This window comes from Rhodococcus sp. 5A-K4 (genome assembly GCF_046097995.1).
Taxonomy (GTDB): Bacteria; Actinomycetota; Actinomycetes; order Mycobacteriales; family Mycobacteriaceae; genus Rhodococcus_F; species Rhodococcus_F erythropolis.
On the sequence record NZ_JBJURM010000039.1, the window covers coordinates 1 to 16,425 of the forward strand.

General features: G+C 63.1%; 15 protein-coding genes. 3 read left to right on the forward strand and 12 right to left on the reverse strand.

Going from position 1 to position 16,425, the window contains the following annotated elements; genetic code table 11:
• Nucleotides 1-353 precede the first annotated feature (353 nt).
• Together tyrS and ACKAMS_RS30730 are read right to left on the reverse strand one after the other, a co-directional pair.
• The gene (tyrS, locus tag ACKAMS_RS30725) at nt 354-1,631 is read right to left on the reverse strand and encodes a tyrosine--tRNA ligase (protein ID WP_020907871.1); all 1,278 of its coding nucleotides are present in this window, start codon (nt 1,629-1,631) and stop codon (nt 354-356) included.
• Between the two features lie 19 nt (nt 1,632-1,650).
• On the reverse strand, nt 1,651-2,259 hold the full coding sequence (locus tag ACKAMS_RS30730; RefSeq protein WP_020969717.1) for a DNA-3-methyladenine glycosylase: 609 nt from the start codon (nt 2,257-2,259) through the stop codon (nt 1,651-1,653).
• Between the two features lie 86 nt (nt 2,260-2,345).
• Between ACKAMS_RS30730 and ACKAMS_RS30735 the strand changes: the two genes are divergently transcribed.
• The 3 genes from ACKAMS_RS30735 to ACKAMS_RS30745 are packed head-to-tail and all read left to right on the forward strand — an operon-like array spanning nt 2,346 to nt 4,452.
• Nucleotides 2,346-3,080 carry an ABC transporter ATP-binding protein gene (locus tag ACKAMS_RS30735; RefSeq protein WP_020969718.1) on the forward strand — a complete coding sequence of 245 codons (735 nt, stop codon included), beginning with the start codon at nt 2,346-2,348 and terminating at the stop codon, nt 3,078-3,080.
• Nucleotides 3,077-3,832: an ABC transporter permease gene (locus ACKAMS_RS30740; RefSeq protein WP_046378614.1), complete on the forward strand. Its 756-nt coding sequence runs from the start codon at nt 3,077-3,079 to the stop codon at nt 3,830-3,832. The genes ACKAMS_RS30735 and ACKAMS_RS30740 overlap by 4 nt, the downstream gene beginning before the upstream one ends.
• Nucleotides 3,829-4,452: a TetR family transcriptional regulator gene (locus ACKAMS_RS30745; protein ID WP_408989977.1), complete on the forward strand. Its 624-nt coding sequence runs from the start codon at nt 3,829-3,831 to the stop codon at nt 4,450-4,452. The genes ACKAMS_RS30740 and ACKAMS_RS30745 overlap by 4 nt, the downstream gene beginning before the upstream one ends.
• Here the strand turns inward: ACKAMS_RS30745 and ACKAMS_RS30750 are convergent.
• The 10 genes from ACKAMS_RS30750 to argC form a co-directional block, all read right to left on the reverse strand.
• The gene (locus ACKAMS_RS30750) at nt 4,449-4,655 is read right to left on the reverse strand and encodes a Trm112 family protein (RefSeq protein WP_003944045.1); all 207 of its coding nucleotides are present in this window, start codon (nt 4,653-4,655) and stop codon (nt 4,449-4,451) included. The genes ACKAMS_RS30745 and ACKAMS_RS30750 overlap by 4 nt on opposite strands.
• A 39-nt stretch (nt 4,656-4,694) precedes the next feature.
• Complete coding sequence (locus ACKAMS_RS30755; RefSeq protein WP_019748602.1) at nt 4,695-7,676, reverse strand: acyl-CoA synthetase; 2,982 nt, start codon at nt 7,674-7,676, stop codon at nt 4,695-4,697.
• Between the two features lie 170 nt (nt 7,677-7,846).
• Nucleotides 7,847-9,289 (reverse strand): argininosuccinate lyase, encoded by a 1,443-nt coding sequence (argH, locus tag ACKAMS_RS30760; protein ID WP_021344365.1) that lies wholly within the window; start codon nt 9,287-9,289, stop codon nt 7,847-7,849.
• 3 nt (nt 9,290-9,292) lie between these two features.
• Nucleotides 9,293-10,492, reverse strand: a complete 1,200-nt coding sequence (locus tag ACKAMS_RS30765; RefSeq protein WP_007736221.1) for an argininosuccinate synthase — start codon at nt 10,490-10,492, stop codon at nt 9,293-9,295.
• Nucleotides 10,493-10,539: 47 nt separating this feature from the next.
• A complete protein-coding gene (locus ACKAMS_RS30770) occupies nt 10,540-11,019 on the reverse strand; it encodes an arginine repressor (protein WP_019748604.1) in 480 nt (159 codons plus the stop codon).
• A complete protein-coding gene (gene argF / locus ACKAMS_RS30775; protein WP_019748605.1) occupies nt 11,016-11,966 on the reverse strand; it encodes an ornithine carbamoyltransferase in 951 nt (316 codons plus the stop codon). Before argF ends, ACKAMS_RS30770 begins: the two co-directional genes overlap by 4 nt.
• On the reverse strand, nt 11,963-13,162 hold the full coding sequence (locus ACKAMS_RS30780) for an acetylornithine transaminase (RefSeq protein ID WP_070797303.1): 1,200 nt from the start codon (nt 13,160-13,162) through the stop codon (nt 11,963-11,965). The genes argF and ACKAMS_RS30780 overlap by 4 nt, the downstream gene beginning before the upstream one ends.
• On the reverse strand, nt 13,159-14,082 hold the full coding sequence (gene argB / locus ACKAMS_RS30785) for an acetylglutamate kinase (RefSeq protein WP_019748607.1): 924 nt from the start codon (nt 14,080-14,082) through the stop codon (nt 13,159-13,161). Before argB ends, ACKAMS_RS30780 begins: the two co-directional genes overlap by 4 nt.
• On the reverse strand, nt 14,079-15,290 hold the full coding sequence (gene argJ, locus ACKAMS_RS30790; RefSeq protein WP_020907877.1) for a bifunctional glutamate N-acetyltransferase/amino-acid acetyltransferase ArgJ: 1,212 nt from the start codon (nt 15,288-15,290) through the stop codon (nt 14,079-14,081). Before argJ ends, argB begins: the two co-directional genes overlap by 4 nt.
• A 59-nt stretch (nt 15,291-15,349) precedes the next feature.
• Nucleotides 15,350-16,420, reverse strand: a complete 1,071-nt coding sequence (gene argC, locus ACKAMS_RS30795) for an N-acetyl-gamma-glutamyl-phosphate reductase (protein WP_046378619.1) — start codon at nt 16,418-16,420, stop codon at nt 15,350-15,352.
• Between the last annotated feature and the right edge of the window lie 5 nt (nt 16,421-16,425).

Sequence of the window (16,425 nt, forward strand, 5' to 3'; positions counted from 1 at the left end):
GCACTGACATTCATCGACACACTGTTGAGTTCTCAAAGAACACGCACACACCATCGCTTCAAACTGGTTGAAAGCTCCGGGGCAAGGGTTACAATCTTAGCTTGTTCGCTCCCAGGAAGCAAGTTCCCGTTGAGCGTGAATGTCTCCGACTTCGTCCAACCGCGTGTCCCCGGCCTCTCGGTCGGGGTTGGTGTCCGTGTCGCTCTGACTTGGACAAAGTTACGCGAATGAAAACTGAGCGTCAAACGTGCAGGTCGCAGGTGTTCGCCAGGTTAAATCCGCTGGTAGCCCGCCCGCAGACGGGCCACCAACGGCCACAGGAGCCCCGCGAGACAACTGTGACCCCACACACGTCAGTTCGAAAGTATTTTCACGCCGGCGAAATTGCGCTTTCCGCGCCGGACGACCAACCAGCTGCCGTGAAGCAGATCGGATGCGGCGGGCTCCCAGTCGTCGGCCGACACCTTCTGGTTGTTCACCGAAGCGCCGCCTTCCTTCACTGCGCGTCGAGCAGCTCCCTTGCTCTCACACAAACCGCTCGTCACAAGCAGATCGATGATCGTGCGCGGCTCCCCCGGCGCCAATTCGCTGACAGATGCTTCCTTCAGCGCCGCGGCGAGCGTCGACTCGTCGAGTTCCGCCAATTCCGCCTTGCCGAACAACGCCTGGCTGGCGAGCTCGACGGCGCGAGTGTTGTGTTCTCCGTGAACCAAGGTCGTCATCTCCGCAGCCAATCGCTTCTGCGCTTCGCGCGCATGCGGACGCTCCGCCGTTGCCGTCTCGAGTTCCGCGAGTTCGTCTGCGGTCAGGAACGTGAACCAGCGCAGGTACTTGATCACGTCGGCGTCGCCGGTGTTCACGAAGTACTGGTACCACGCGTACGGGCTGGTCATCTCGGGGTCGAGCCACAGACTGCCGCCACCGGTCGACTTTCCGAACTTCTTCCCGTCAGCCGAGGTCACCAGCGGAACGGTCATTGCGTGAACACTCTCGCCGTCGACACGACGGTTGAGTTCGACGCCCGCGATGATGTTGCCCCACTGATCGGACCCACCGACCTGCAGAGTGCAGCCGAGATCGCGTCGCAAGTGCAGGTAGTCGTTGGCTTGGAGCAGCATGTAGCTGAACTCGGTGTACGACATCCCGTCCGACTCGAGACGACGCTTCACGGTGTCACGCGCAAGCATGACGTTCACGGAGAAGTGTTTGCCGACATCACGCAGGAAGTCGATGGCCGACATCTTGCCGGTCCAGTTCATGTTGTTCTCGATGACCGCACTCGTCGGTGAATCGTCGAAATCCACGAATCGTTCGAGCTGACCACGGATGCGACCTGCCCAGTCCGCGACGGTATCGGCGGAGTTCATCGTCCGTTCCCCGACGTCACGGGGATCACCGATCAGGCCTGTTGCACCACCGGCAAGAACGATCGGCCGGTTACCGGCACGCTGAAACCGCTTGAGCGCGAGGAGCGGAACCAGGTGACCTGCGTGCAGGCTCGGCCCGGTCGGGTCGAAGCCCGCATACAACGTGACCGGTCCGGCCTCGAGATCTTTACGCAAAGCGTCGAGATCAGTTGATTGGGCGATCAGCCCACGCCAGGTCAGTTCGTCGAGAATATTCTCAGTCACGGACTCGATCATCCCATCTTCACGAAATGACCGGCGCTCGCGGGCTTCGGCGGTACGCGGACACCGCTCGCGAGTCCGGAATCCAGAGGCGCCACGGGACCTCGGCCGCAGTACTGACCCCCACCCGCGGTCCACTGACCCATTCCTTCGACTCCCCCAATTCGAGCCGAACCCGCGAAGCAGGGTTGAACACGTCTGTTCCGTTGTCCGCCAACGTGATTGCAACGGAAGCGCCGAGATTACCTGGCCCTCTGGCCCATTGGTGAGATGGTCGATCCGGCGATCTCCGAGCCGACACCACATCGTGACCGGCCTCGATTTCGGCCGCTCGGAGCAGAACACCACCCGCGACACCATCCGGGCCGTACGAGATGTTCATACAAAAGTGCATTCCGTAGCTGCGGTAGACGTAGAGACGGCCCGCCCGCCCGAACATCACGCTGTTCCGCGGCGTTTGCCCCCGATACGAATGTGCTGCCGGATCTGGCCAGGGCCCGTCCTTCTCCCCTCCGTACGCCTCGACCTCGACAATCCTCAGCGAGATGTCGTCGACGATCAGGGTCGAGCCGAGAATTGTCAGGCCCGCTTCCAACGGGTTCTTCACATTTTCCAAGGTCTCGATACTCACCCTTCGATTGTGCCCACGCCGTTGACTCATCGGTCGGCCGAGTCGCATAATTCAACAAGTGATGAATTATTGAAATGAGGCGAACCGTGACCACCACGCCGGCAATAGACATCCGCGGACTACGAGTCATTCGCGGCAAGCACGAAGTTCTTCACTCACTCGACCTGCAGGTTTCGGCAGGATCGATCACCGGACTGCTCGGCCCGTCCGGCTGCGGCAAGACAACCCTGATGCGCGCGATAGTCGGAACCCAGATCGTCGAAAGTGGTGAGGTCAGAGTCCTGGGCGACCTCGCGGGGTCCGTTGCCCTTCGCCGCCGGGTCGGATACGTCACCCAATCCCCCAGCGTGTACGGCGACCTGACGGTCACTCGAAACGTCCAGTACTTCGGAGCTCTGTACGGCAAGTCCGGCGCAGACGTTGCAGCAGCGGTCGACGCCGTCGGATTGAGCCGATACGCCGACCGGACCGCCGCCGATCTGTCCGGAGGTCAACGCGGTCGAGTCTCGCTGGCATGCGCGTTGGTGGCATCACCTGATGTGTTGATCCTCGACGAACCGACCGTCGGTCTCGATCCGGTGCTTCGTGTCGAATTGTGGGAACGATTTGCCGACCTTGCTCGCAGCGGAACCACCCTGTTGGTCTCCAGCCACGTCATGGATGAGGCCGACCACTGCGCTGAACTGATCCTGATGCGAGACGGGCATCTCCTCGCTCAACTCACACCCGATGAATTGCGCGCCAAAACCAGATGTGAACGCCTCGAGGACGCCTTCCTCGAGCTGATTCGGACTTCACCCGTCGGAGGCGAAATATCATGAGCATCAGGATCTTCGGTGCTACGACCGTACGCATTCTGCTTCAGCTCCGCCAGGACCGTCGCACGGTGGCCATGATCTTGTTGGTCCCGTCGTTGTTGATGATTTTGCTGTATTTCCTCTACCAAGACGTACCCACGCCGCCCGGCCAGGTTTCACTGTTCCAACGGGTGGCGATCACCATGCTGGGAATCTTGCCGTTTGTGGTCATGTTCCTGGTCACGTCCATCGCCATGCAGCGCGAACGCAGTTCAGGAACACTCGAACGCCTGCTCACCACACCGATGGGCAAACTCGATCTTCTGGCGGGATACGGCGCGGCATTTTCGCTCTCGGCCGCCGCTCAGGCGGCTCTCGCGTGCGCGGTTGCTTTCGGATTTCTCGGACTCACCATCGCCGGCAGTCTTGCCTGGGTCATCGTCATTGCAGTTCTCGGCGCAATACTCGGCGTTGCGCTCGGCCTGCTGGCCAGCGCATTCGCGAAGACCGAGTTCCAAGCGGTGCAGTTCATGCCGGTAGTTGTGGTCCCCCAACTGTTCCTCTGCGGACTCCTCGTGCCCCGCGACCAATTGCCGACCTGGCTCGAATGGATCAGCAACGTCCTCCCCTTGAGCTACGCCGTCGACGCACTTCAGCAAGTGTCGATGCATGCCGACGCGACGGGTCAGATGTGGCGTGATCTCGCCGTCATGGCGGGCTTCGCCGCCGCAGCACTCTCGCTGGCCGCGGCAACACTCGATCGCCGCACTCCATGACCGACAACGACACGGCGCCCGCACCGGCACCGATTCGTTCGGGGCGACGACCGGGCAAGTCGGAGACTCGCGCGCAGATCCTCGATTCGGCGCGACGGGCGTTCTCCCAGAACGGTTTTCGACGAACAACCGTTCGATCGATAGCTGCGGCCGCTGACGTCGATCCGGCCATGATTCATCATCATTTCGGAAGCAAGGAGCAGTTGTTCACCGCTGCGATCGCGCTACCGATCGATCCAGTCCAGGTATTGGGACCGGTTCACGCCTCTCCGACCGTAAATCTCGGCGAAAATCTACTCAGAGCAGTGATCGGGCTGTGGGAATCGGAACACCAGCCGGCGATTCTGGCGGCTTTTCGATCGGCGGTTTCCGGCGACGGATCGCAGCTGATCCAGAGCTTTCTGCTCGATGTCGTATTGCGCGACATCATTCCGCGGGTGGACACACCACCTGGTACCGGCTTGATCAGAGCGGAATTGGTGGCATCTCAGATGGCCGGACTGCTGGTCACGCGATATGTGCTCGGACTCGAACCACTCGCATCATTGAGCGTTGACGCTTTGGTACCGCTGGTGGCTCCGAACCTCCAGCGGTACCTGACCGGTGAATTACCGATCTAGCCTTCAGCCCGCGCGAGCAACTTCTCGTGCTCGTCGTCCGCCACATCGCGTGCCTCGTCGATCAACAGAACGGGAATGCCGTTCTCGATCGGGTATGCACGCCGCAGGCGCGGGTTGTAGAGCAACTCGTCCCCGACCAGCAACAGCGGGCCTTTGTCCTGGGGGCAGGCCAAAATGCTGAGCAACGTCGAATCAATAGCCACGTGAGTCCTCTCGAACCGATCAAACAGAATGTCCTCAGGCTACCGTGCTCCGGTGCCCACCCTCGTCGGCATCAACTGCGCGGCAATTGCCTTGGTCAGCCGCTTGTACGACTGCGTCTCGGAATCGAGGAACCAGGTCCGTGGTCCTGGCGCCGGCAATCCGGCCGCAGCTAACGCAGTGGAACTCGGACGGTACGACGAACCCACCGGGATCTCGTCTACCACGTGCACGATATCCGGGCGCGCATCAAAAGCGATGCGCGAGAGAGCCTCCGCAAGCTCGGCGGAACGGAACTGCCGCCCCGGACGCCATGTCACGGCAGCGACCGCCAGCTGATGCGGCGCGTCACCGACGCCGTATGCGACGGCAAGATCCACCCGCGCCACACTCGACAACGCGTCGACGATCGGCTGGGTGAACACGGGACCGCGGAGCGTCGAAATGACCGTGTTCTTGTGATCGATCAGCCAGTAGTCGCCGTCGGCGTCCCGGCGGAAGAGATTCTCCGTGGGAATCCACGAATCACCCGCTTGGAAGAGTCCCCGCATGGCTCCGCCCGAGAGATCGGCAGTGAATCCCGCGCGCCCGAGTAGCAACCCGACTTCGTCTTCGGCGCACTCACGGACAAATCCGTTTCCATTTTCGAGGAGCCGACCACTCAGCGGGTCGTATGCCGCCAACCGCACCTGCGCGCTACCCGGCAACGGGCGGCCCTTGGAACCAACTTTGGAGCCCGCGACATTGGCAAGAATCACGTCACCTTCGGTCGACGCATAGAACTCGAGCACCTGCGCGGGGTCGAACGCCTCCGTGGTCCGCTTCCACAGCCCGTGGGGCATTCCCGAACCGATGAACAGTCGGACCGGATGGCTACCGTCGATGAGAAGAAGATCCTCGTCGAGGATCTCGCGCATCATCGACCACGTGTAACTCACGACGGTCACACCGTAGCGATGGATTTCCTCGACGAATCGAGCCGGATTCAGTCCGCGTGAGAGCGCAATCCGTGAGCCACCGGCCATGGCGCCACCGATGGTCGCGAGCAGACTCGACGAATGATGGAGTGGTGCAAGGCAGTACACGGTGTCACCGCGATCGAGATCTGCCGCCGTGGCCGTTCCGAAGGCAGACAGTGCCCACCGGTAGTTGGTGATCTGCTTGGCTTCGAGCACACCGCCCGATTCCGCAAAGATGATGAATGCGAGTTCACGGGCGACGCCGGGATCCGGCCGGTACCAACCGGGCAGATTGACCTTCGTCGGATCGATTTGTTCGAGATCGATCACGTCGTGTGACGGATCCACCTCGAGTCCGCGGGCATCGCCGCCGCCGAGTACCAAGACCGGTCTACCGGTGACCACCGCAGCGTCGACGTTCTCCGGATCGGTGATGATCCGATCAACCGATCCCAGCTTGACCGCCGCCGAGATGTCGGACCCCGGCGGAAGCATGACGGCAACGGCACCGAGGCGCGACAGGGCCGCGATGGCCGCGAGCGCGCTGGGGCGGGTCTCCATCAGGACACCGACGTGCGCTGCCGGACGCACTCCCACGGAAATCAATCCGCGCACGACATTGTCGATGCGGGCGTTGACCGCTTCATAGGTGTGCACACGATTGTCGAAGAGGAAGCACTCGCCGTTCGGTGCTTTTCGACGCTGCTCCGCGAGCAATTGACTCAGCGAGATCTTGGTGTGTGGCTGAATTTGGTTGAGTCGCGCAAGACGTGGCAACGCGCGTGCCGCTTCACCGGACAATTCGAAAGTCCCGCGCAACGCACCGGCTGCAAGGTCACTGATTCCCTTGGTGACTCCTGCACCTACTTCAGCGACCGAGGCGACGGTGTGGATGATCCGATTGCTGATCGACACACCGGTCTGGTCTTCGAGGTCGGCGCCGTAGACCATGTTCGCGATACGGTCCGGGAGGGGTCCACCCGTCTCGGTCCACTGCACGAATTCACCGGTGGTCGGCCAGGTGTGATTGGCCGCGGTGGAACCGACAACCAAACCGAAATGACCTGCGCGCAAAGTAGATTCGTAGACCTTGGCCCGCGGCGCCGCCTGGCTGATCCCACGGACCGCCTGAGGTTGACCGATGTCGTCGACCTCGCCGACGAATGCCAGGATGGGGCAGGTGATCTCGGCGAGCGAGACCAATTGATCCTTGATGACAAATCCACCGGTCATCATTCGGTTGTGCACGATGAACTGCTTGAGCAGTTCGGCAACCGCGGGCCCGGACCACGCGACCCAACCCTCGGTCGCGAGGAAGCGTCGCTGCTGCTCCCTCGGCAGCAAAGCCTCACGGTCGTGCAGTTGAAGCAGGAAGTCGACGCGCATCTTCAACGTCTTCACGGGATCGAGCAACTGGAACCCGGTGCGAGCCATCCACCCGGTGACCGCCAGGCGATTGAAGACGTGATCGGCGAGGAAATCCGCACCCTTGGTGGCCAATCCGGCCGGGATACCGAAGGGCAACGCGGCGAGTGTGTCGACCGGACTGCCGAAGGTGATGACGCTGGCGATGTTTCGACTACGCCGATACGCGGCAGCTTGATAGGCAAACATACCGCCCTGCGAATAGCCGGAGATGTGAACATCTTTACCGGTGTGACGGTGGATGTGGTCGATGATGTCGCTGAGAGCGATGATGTGATCGGCGAGATTGCGATCCCAACCGCCCTCTTCGGAGTCGGGCGAACCAAAATCGACTACCCAGGGGTCCAGGCCCATCTCGTGCAGAATTCCCACAGCACCCTGGTCGCGGGTCACGTCGTACACGTTCGCCGACATCATCATCGGCGGGATCAGCACGATCGGTGCACCGACGGTTTCCGGATCGCTGTCCGGGAAGTAGCGGCGAAGCCGGTACATCGCTGCGCGCTCGACGATCTCGAACGGCGACGTGGTCGCATCCGTTTCCAGCCCACCCAACCGGACGACCTCGAGGCCGTTTTGTGCTGTCGCAACCACCCGACGAATCGGGCCCAGCACAGACTTGGAATTCAATCCCACCATTTCACTCCCAAGTTACTCACCATGTGACGTCAGTCTCATTTTTCCCGCGCGCAACAAGCCTACTGACGACGAATACGCGTACGCGGTCAGGGAGCAAATTCTGCTCCCTGACCGCGTACGACCGAAGGACTACTGCCGAAAAGAGAGAGGAAACACTCGTGACCGCAAGGTCAGAGGGTCCATTCCCGCAGCGACTGGGCCACTGCTCGGACTCCGTCCAACTGTTCTGCTACCCGCACCCCCGCGGTGCCGCCTCGCGCATTACGCGAAGCGATGGAACCCTCGACTGTCAGCACCTCACGAACAGCGGGTGTCAGCGCGCTGTCGACGCCGGCCAGTTCCTCGTCCGTGAGATCTTCGAGTCCGACGCCTCGCGCTTCGGCGACACGCACACACGCTCCAGCAGCCTCGTGTGCAACCCGGAACGGCACGCCCTGGCGCACCATCCACTCCGCGATGTCGGTGGCCAACGTGAACCCTGCCGGAGCAAGTTCCGCCATACGCGCGGTGTGGAACTCGAGAGTCTGCACCAGGCCGGTGATGGCCGGGAGCAACATCTCCAGCTGCGCGACCGAGTCGAAGACCGGTTCCTTGTCCTCTTGCAGATCGCGGTTGTACGCCAGCGGCTGAGCCTTGAGCGTCGCCAGCAGGCCGGTGAGGTTACCGATCAAACGACCAGACTTACCGCGCGTGAGTTCCGAGACATCCGGATTCTTCTTCTGCGGCATGATCGACGAACCTGTCGACCACGCGTCGGCAAGCGTGATGTAGCCGAATTCCGGTGTGCTCCAGATGATGATCTCTTCCGCCATGCGTGAGAGATCGACACCGATCATCGCAAGCACGAACGCTGCCTCGGCCGCAAAATCACGCGAAGCGGTTGCGTCGATCGAGTTCTCGGCCGAGCTGTCGAACTTCAATTCCGCTGCAATGGCTTCGGGGTCGAGACCGAGCGAGGAACCGGCGAGTGCACCGGAACCGTACGGGGACACCGCAGCTCGTACGTCGAAGTCGCGAAGACGTTGCACGTCGCGCAACAGCGGATGCGCATGGGCGAGCAGGTGATGTGCCAACAAGACCGGTTGAGCAGCCTGCAGGTGCGTCTTGCCCGGCATCACGGCATCCGGGTGAGCCCCGGCCTGAGTCGCCAATGCGTCGACCACGTCGAGAACGCCGGTGGAGATGCGGCGAACCGCATCCCGAAGCCACATTCGGAACAGCGTGGCCACCTGGTCGTTTCGCGAACGACCAGCACGCAGGCGTCCGCCGACCTCAGGCCCGACACGCTCGATCAGACCGCGTTCGAGCGCGCCGTGTACGTCCTCGTCCGAATCACTCGGTCCGAAGGCGCCACTGTCAACATCTGCCGCCAGACGGTCGAGACCGTCGAGCATTGTCGCGAGGTCGGCCTCGCTGAGCAGGCCTGCCTTGTTCAGTACGCGAGCATGCGCCTGCGACGCCCGCACGTCGTACGGAGCGAGGACCCAGTCGAAGTGAGTCGACTTGCTCAGCGCCGCCATGGCAGCGGCCGGTCCGGACTCGAACCGTCCGCCCCACAGCGCGCCTTCGTTGGTGCCGTGTTTTTGGGCGTCTCCGTCACCGTGAGCCGTCATGGCTCAGAGTCCCAGATCGCGCTTCGCGGCGACCTTCGACGACAGACCGTGGATCTCGACGAAGCCCTTCGATGCGGACTGGTCGAAGCTGTCGCCCTCGTCGTACGTCGCGAGGTTGAAGTCGTAGAGCGACTCGGGGCTACGACGACCGTTGACGGTGATGGCTCCACCGTGCAGGAAGAGACGAATGTCGCCGGTGACGCGCTCCTGCGTCTTGTTGACGAACGTATCCAGTGCGTCCTTGAGGGGCGAGAACCAGAGGCCGTCGTAGACCAGCTCGGACCAACGCTGCTCCATCTGACGCTTGTAGCGACCGAGTTCGCGTTCGAGGGTGACGTGCTCGAGTTCCTGGTGCGCGGTGATGAGAACCATGGCGCCGGGAGCTTCGTAGATCTCACGGCTCTTGATGCCCACGAGACGGTCCTCGACGACGTCGAGGCGACCGACACCCTGAGCGCCTGCGCGCTTGTTCAGTTCCTGAATCGCTTCGAGAACCGACACGGGGCGGCCGTCGATGGCAACCGGGCGACCCTTGTCGAAGCTGATGATGAGCTCGTCGGGCGCGTTCCAGTTGACCGTCGGGTCCTGGGTGTAGTCGTAGACGTCCTTCGTCGGTGCGTTCCACAGATCCTCGAGGAAGCCGGTTTCGACGGCGCGGCCCCAGACGTTCTGGTCGATCGAGAACGGCGACTTCTTGGAGACGTTGATCGGGATGTTGTTCTCTTCGGCGAAGGCGATGGCCTTCTCGCGGGTCCAGGCGTAGTCGCGGACCGGTGCGATGACCTGAAGGTCGGGCGCGAGGGCGCCGAATCCGACCTCGAAGCGAACCTGGTCGTTGCCCTTACCGGTGCAACCGTGCGAGACGATGGTGCCGCCGTGCGAGCGTGCAGCTTCGACGATGTGCTTGACGATCAGCGGACGGCTGATGGCCGAGACCAGCGGGTAGCGGTCCATGTAGAGGGCGTTGGCCGCAATGGTCGGCAGGCAGTACTCGTCCGCGAACTCGTCGCGGGCGTCGACGACAACGGATTCGACTGCGCCGCAGTCGATCGCGCGCTGACGCACGACCTCCATGTCCTCGCCACCCTGCCCCAGATCGATGGCGACGGCGACAACTTCAGCGCCCGTCTCCTTACCGATCCAACTGATGGCAACAGAAGTGTCCAGCCCGCCCGAGTAGGCGAGTACGACGCGATCGGCCATGGTTTTTGTGCTCCTTCGGTTGAAAATCTCTATCAAAGAATAAGGGGTCAGGCGAGCGATTCGATCATGGCCGCGAGTTCCGCTCCGGAAAGCGGTTCTCGGGCCACCACGAAGATGGTGTCATCTCCGGCGATCGTTCCCACGATGTCGGGCATCGAGGACCGATCCAGTGCGCTCGCGAGGTAGTGCGCGGCTCCCGGCGGTGTCCGGAGAACCGCCATGTTGCCGCTGAAATCGGTGGAGACCAACAGCTCACCCAACAGCCGTGAGAGGCGGTCGGTACCGCCGGACACACCGCGTACCGGGTTCCCGTCCTCCGGCACCACGTAAACACCGGCGCCGCCGTCAGCGGCACGCAGTTTCACCGCTCCCAGCTCTTCGAGGTCACGCGAGAGGGTGGCCTGCGTCGCTTCGATGCCCTCGGCACCGAGCAACGCCGCCAACTCCGTCTGACTTCGGACGGGATGCGCCGCCAGCAGCGCGATGATGCGCGACTGGCGACCGGCCCGAGTGGGAGCGACGCTCACGCCTGGTCCAGTTGGGTTCGCTGTTCCAGCAGCCACACGAGCAACGCCTTCTGGGCGTGCAGACGGTTCTCCGCCTCGTCCCAGACGACGCTCTGGGGTCCGTCGAGAACCTCGTCGGTGACCTCTTCGCCGCGATGGGCCGGCAGGCAGTGCAGGACGACAGCCTTCGGATCTGCTTTGGCGAGCAGTTCCTTGTTGATCTGGAACGGGCGGAAAGGTCCGACCCGATCGAGCCCGTCGTTCTCCTGACCCATCGAGGTCCAGGTATCGGTGACCAACGCGTCGGCACCGACGACGCCGGCCTGCGGGTCCTGCGTCAGCGTGATGGTTGCACCGGTTTCCGCGGCGCGTGTGCGCGCTGCTGCTACTACCCAGTCCGCCGGTTCGAAGCCAGCGGGACTTGCGATGGTGACGTCGATGCCTGCGGTGACTCCGCCGAGCATCAGCGAGTGAGCCATGTTGTTGGCGCCGTCGCCCAGGTAGGTCAGCTTCAGTCCCTTGAGCTCACCCTTCTGCTCGATCAGCGTTTGCAGATCGGCCAGAACCTGACAGGGATGAAATTCGTCGGACAACGCATTGACGATGGGAATCGTTGCACCCGTTGCCATTTGCTCCAAGCGCTTCTGGCCGAACGTGCGCCACACGACGGCGTCGACATAGCGGGAGAGTACGCGTCCGGTGTCCGCCAACGTCTCTTCACGACCGAGTTGGGTACTGCGCCCGTCGACGACGACGGCGTGGCCGCCCATCTGCGCGATGCCCATCTCGAACGAGAAACGTGTACGCGTCGAGTTCTTCTCGAAGATGACGCCGACTCCGCGAGGACCCTCGAGTGGACGCCGAGCGAACGGGTCCTTCTTGAGAATCGCAGCGAGTTCCAGAACTTCGGCCTGCTGCGCCGGAGTCAGATCGTCGTCCCTGAGAAAGTGTTTCACCACGGTAGTCACTTCTCCCCCGGCTGGTCAGCCGATAGTGCACTGTCGAAGATGGCAGGTAGTGCTGCCACGAAGGTTTCGGCCTGCTCATCCGTGAGGATGAGCGGCGGCGCCAACCGGATCACTCCGGGTTGCGCTGCATTCACAAGGTACCCGGCTTCGCGCGCGGCATTTTCCACCGCCGGCGCGACGTCCTCGGTCAGCACGACACCCAGCAACAGTCCCGATCCCCGTACGTAGTCGACCAACGGATGGCCCAGATCTTCGATGCCCGCCGAGATCGATTTGCCCAAGCTGTCGGCGCGTGAGATCAGGTCTTCCGCTGCAATGGTTTTCAGCACGGCAAGCGCCGCCGCAGCGCACACCGGATTGCCACCGAACGTCGTACCGTGCTTGCCCGGTCCGAAGAACTCTGCCGTTGCTCCGGTCGCGATGCAGGCGCCGATCGGCATTCCGCCGCCGAGTCCCTTCGCAAGAGTGATGACGTCCGGCACGATGCCGACTGCCTGATGTGCGTAGAACCAGCCGGTCCGGCCGATGCCGGTCTGAACTTCGTCGAGTACGAGCAGCGCCCCGCGTTCGGCGGTGATCCGCCGAGCCTCGACGAGGTATCCCTCGGGTGGCACCACGACGCCGCCCTCACCCATGATCGGTTCGAGGAACACAGCAGCGGTGTCGGAATCGACTGCCCGCTCCAGTGCCTCGACATCGCCGTACGGCACGAACTCGACACCGGCGGGCATCGGTTCGAACGGCGCCCGCTTGGCCGGCTGACCCGTCAGAGCGAGTGCCCCCATCGTGCGACCGTGGAAAGAGCCCTCGGCCGCGATGATCTTCTTCCGGCCAGTAGCGCGTGCGAGCTTGAAGGCAGCCTCGTTCGCCTCGGTACCGGAGTTGCAGAAGAACGCGCGCCCGGTGACGTTGCCGAGATGAGCGAGCAACTGCTCCGCCAACTCGACGACCGGCTCGCTGGCGTACAGGTTGGAAACATGGCCGAGTGTCGACAACTGGGTAGTGACGGCTTCGACGACGGCCGGATGTCCGTGTCCGAGGATGTTGACGGCGATTCCGGCAAGGAAGTCGACGTACTGCTTGCCGTCGGCGTCGGTGAGTACGGCGCCGTCACCGCGGACGAGAGCAACCCGGGGTACGCCGTAATTGTTCATCAGCGAAGCGGACCACCGCTGCTGCAGATCGATCGTGCTCATGAAGTAGCTCCCTGCTGGGGACCGGCGACCGAGGAGCCGGGCACGACCATCGTGCCGATTCCTTCACCGGTGAAAAGTTCGAGTAGGACTGAATGTTCGAGCCGGCCGTCGATCACGTGCGCCGACGGCACACCTCCGCGCACCGCGCGAAGGCAGGCCTCCATCTTGGGCACCATGCCGGCATCGAGACTCGGCAACAACTGGGCCAGGGCGTCGGTGTCGATTTCGGTGGCCAGCGAGGATCGGTCCGGCCAATCGGTGTACAGGCCTTCGACGTCGGTGAGGACAACGAGCTTCTCGGCACCGATCGCCTCGGCCAGTGCGGCAGCGGCGGTATCGGCGTTGATGTTGTGGACGACGCCGTCGGCATCGGGCGCGATGGTCGAGACCACCGGAATGCGTCCTGCCGCAATGAGATCGAGTACCGCGTCTGGGTTCACGGTGGTGACGTCTCCGACCAGGCCGATGTCGGTCTGCTCCCCCTCGACCGCAACAGTGCGTCGAGTAGCGGTGAACAGGTGCGCATCTTCACCGGAGATACCGACCGCGTACGGACCGTGCGCGTTGATCAGGCCGACGAGTTCACGGCCCACCTGACCGAAGAGCACCATCCGGACGACGTCCATCACCTCGGGCGTCGTGACCCGGAAACCACCGCGGAACTCACCCTTCATGCCAAGGCGTGCCAGCATCGCGTTGATCTGCGGGCCGCCGCCGTGCACGACGACGGGGTGGATGCCGACAGTCCGCAGGAACGCCATGTCCGCGGCGAAGGCGGTCTTGAGTGTCTCGTCGATCATGGCGTTTCCGCCGTACTTGACCACGACCACCTTGTCTCGGAATCGCTGCAGCCACGGCAGCGCGTCGGCGAGGACATGCGCCTTCTGATGCTCGCTGATCACGGGATACGTCTCGGTCATGACGAGTACGCCGAGTTCTCTTCGACGTACGCGTGCGAGAGGTCCGTGGTGCGAATGCTCACGGACTCGTTGCCGATTCCCAGGTCGATGTCGAGTTCGATGTCGATCCCGCTCAGGTCCACCTCACGCGCTCCCGGAGCGCCGACGCCGTCGATGCAGACGGGACTCCCGTTGAAGGACACACTGATTCGATCGGGATCGAGCTCGATGGGAGCGATACCCACTGCTGCGAGGACGCGGCCCCAGTTCGGATCGGATCCGAACAGTGCCGTCTTGACCAGGCTGTCGCGGGCGATGGTCCGAGCGCCGATCAACGCATCGGACTCGGACGCTGCGCCGCGCACCGTCACCTTGACCCGCTTGGTGACGCCCTCGGCGTCTGCCATCAACTGATCCGCGAGATCGTCGCACACTGCGAAGACCGCGGCGTTGAGTTCGTCCTGGGTCGGTGTGACACCGCTGGCGCCGGAGGCCAACAGGAGCACCGTGTCGTTGGTGGACGTGGCGCCGTCGACGTCGAGGCGATCGAAGCTCAGGTGGGTGGCGGCGCGCAGAGCGGTATCGAGCTGCTCGGCCGTTGCGACAGCATCGGTCGTGACGACGCACAGCATCGTCGCCAGTGCGGGCGCGAGCATGCCTGCACCCTTGGCCATTCCGCCGACGTTCCACTTGTTCGCGTGGTGCAGCGACGCCTGCTTCGGCACGGTATCGGTGGTCATGATCGCGTATGCCGCGTCGGTGCCGCCGGAGATTCCGCCGGCCAGTTCGTGCACTACCTCGGTGACACCGGGGATCAGCTTGTCCATGGGCAAGCGGTCACCGATCAGGCCGGTCGAACAGACGGCGACCTCGATCGCGCCCGTCTCGGTTCCCCAATTGCTCAGTGCCGACGCAACTTCCTCGGCAGTCTTGTGCGCATCCTGGAATCCGCCTGCGCCGGTACACGCGTTTGCGCCGCCCGAGTTGAGCACGACCGCGCGCAGCTTGCCCGTCGTCAAAACCTGCTGAGACCACAGCACCGGAGCGGCCTTGACCTTGTTCAGGGTGAAGACACCGGCAGCGGCCAGATCGGGTCCCTCGTTGAGCACCAATGCGAGGTCCGACTTGCCACTCTTCTTGATACCGGCAGCAATTCCGGCACCGCGGAATCCGGCAGGTGCGGTGACGCCCTGTGTGCGGAGCAGCCGTCCCCCGGCGACGTGAACCACGTCTGCAACGGTCGCGTCAGGCTCGGTTGCGTTCTCGATCTGCTGCGGATTGTCGGTGCTCACGGAGCTACTCCCACGGTAGAGAGACCTGCGGTCTCGGGTAGGCCAAGGGCGAGATTCATCGATTGCACCGCGCCACCGGCGGTGCCCTTGGTGAGATTGTCGATTGCCGAGATGACAACGAGCTGACCGGCGTCGGCGTCAACGGTGACCCCGATCTGCACGGCATTGGATCCGATCACGGCACCGGTCTGCGGGAAGACTCCGGCAGGCAGCACGTGGATGAACGGCTCGTCGTTGTATGCCTTTTCGTAGATTTCGCGCGCTTGCTCTTCGGTGGCCGTGGTGGCTGCCGTGCAGGTCGCGAGGATGCCGCGCGGCATGGGCGCGAGGACTGGAGTGAAAGAAACACTGATGTCCTTGCCGCCTGCGGCCGAAAGATTCTGAATGATCTCAGGGGTGTGGCGATGGACACCTCCGACACCGTATGCGCGGACGGAGCCCATGACCTCGGAACCCAGCAGATCGGCCTTCGGCGCCCGGCCGGCGCCCGAAGTGCCACTGACCGCAACCACGTTCACGTGCGACTCCACGATCCCCGCGGCAACGGCGGGGGCCAGCGCGAGGCTCGCTGCCGTCGGGTAGCAGCCCGGAACGGCAATGCGGGTTGCGCCTACCAATTTCTCACGGGCACCGGGCAATTCAGGAAGACCGTATGGCCAGGTACCGGCATGAGTGCTCTTGTAGTACTTCTCCCAGGCTGCGGGATCCTGCAGCCGGAAGTCCGCGCCGCAGTCGATGATGACCGTCGACTCGGGCAGCAACTTGGCGTACTGAGCCGAATTTCCGTGTGGGAGACCGAGGAAGACGACGTCGTGACCCGAGAGGATTTCGACAGTGGTCTCTTCGAGTACCCGCGAAGAGAGTGGGAGCAAGTGCGGATGATGCTCACCGAGCGTCGAACCGGCGTTGCCACCGGCGGTCAGCGAACCGATCACCAGACTGCCGTCGGCGTAGGACGGGTGCCCGAGGAGCAGACGCAGAACCTCACCACCGGCGTACCCACTGGCGCCGGCAACGGCGACTCTGATCGGCTTGCGTGCGTTCTCGGTCGTACCACCTTCAGTCATGTCAC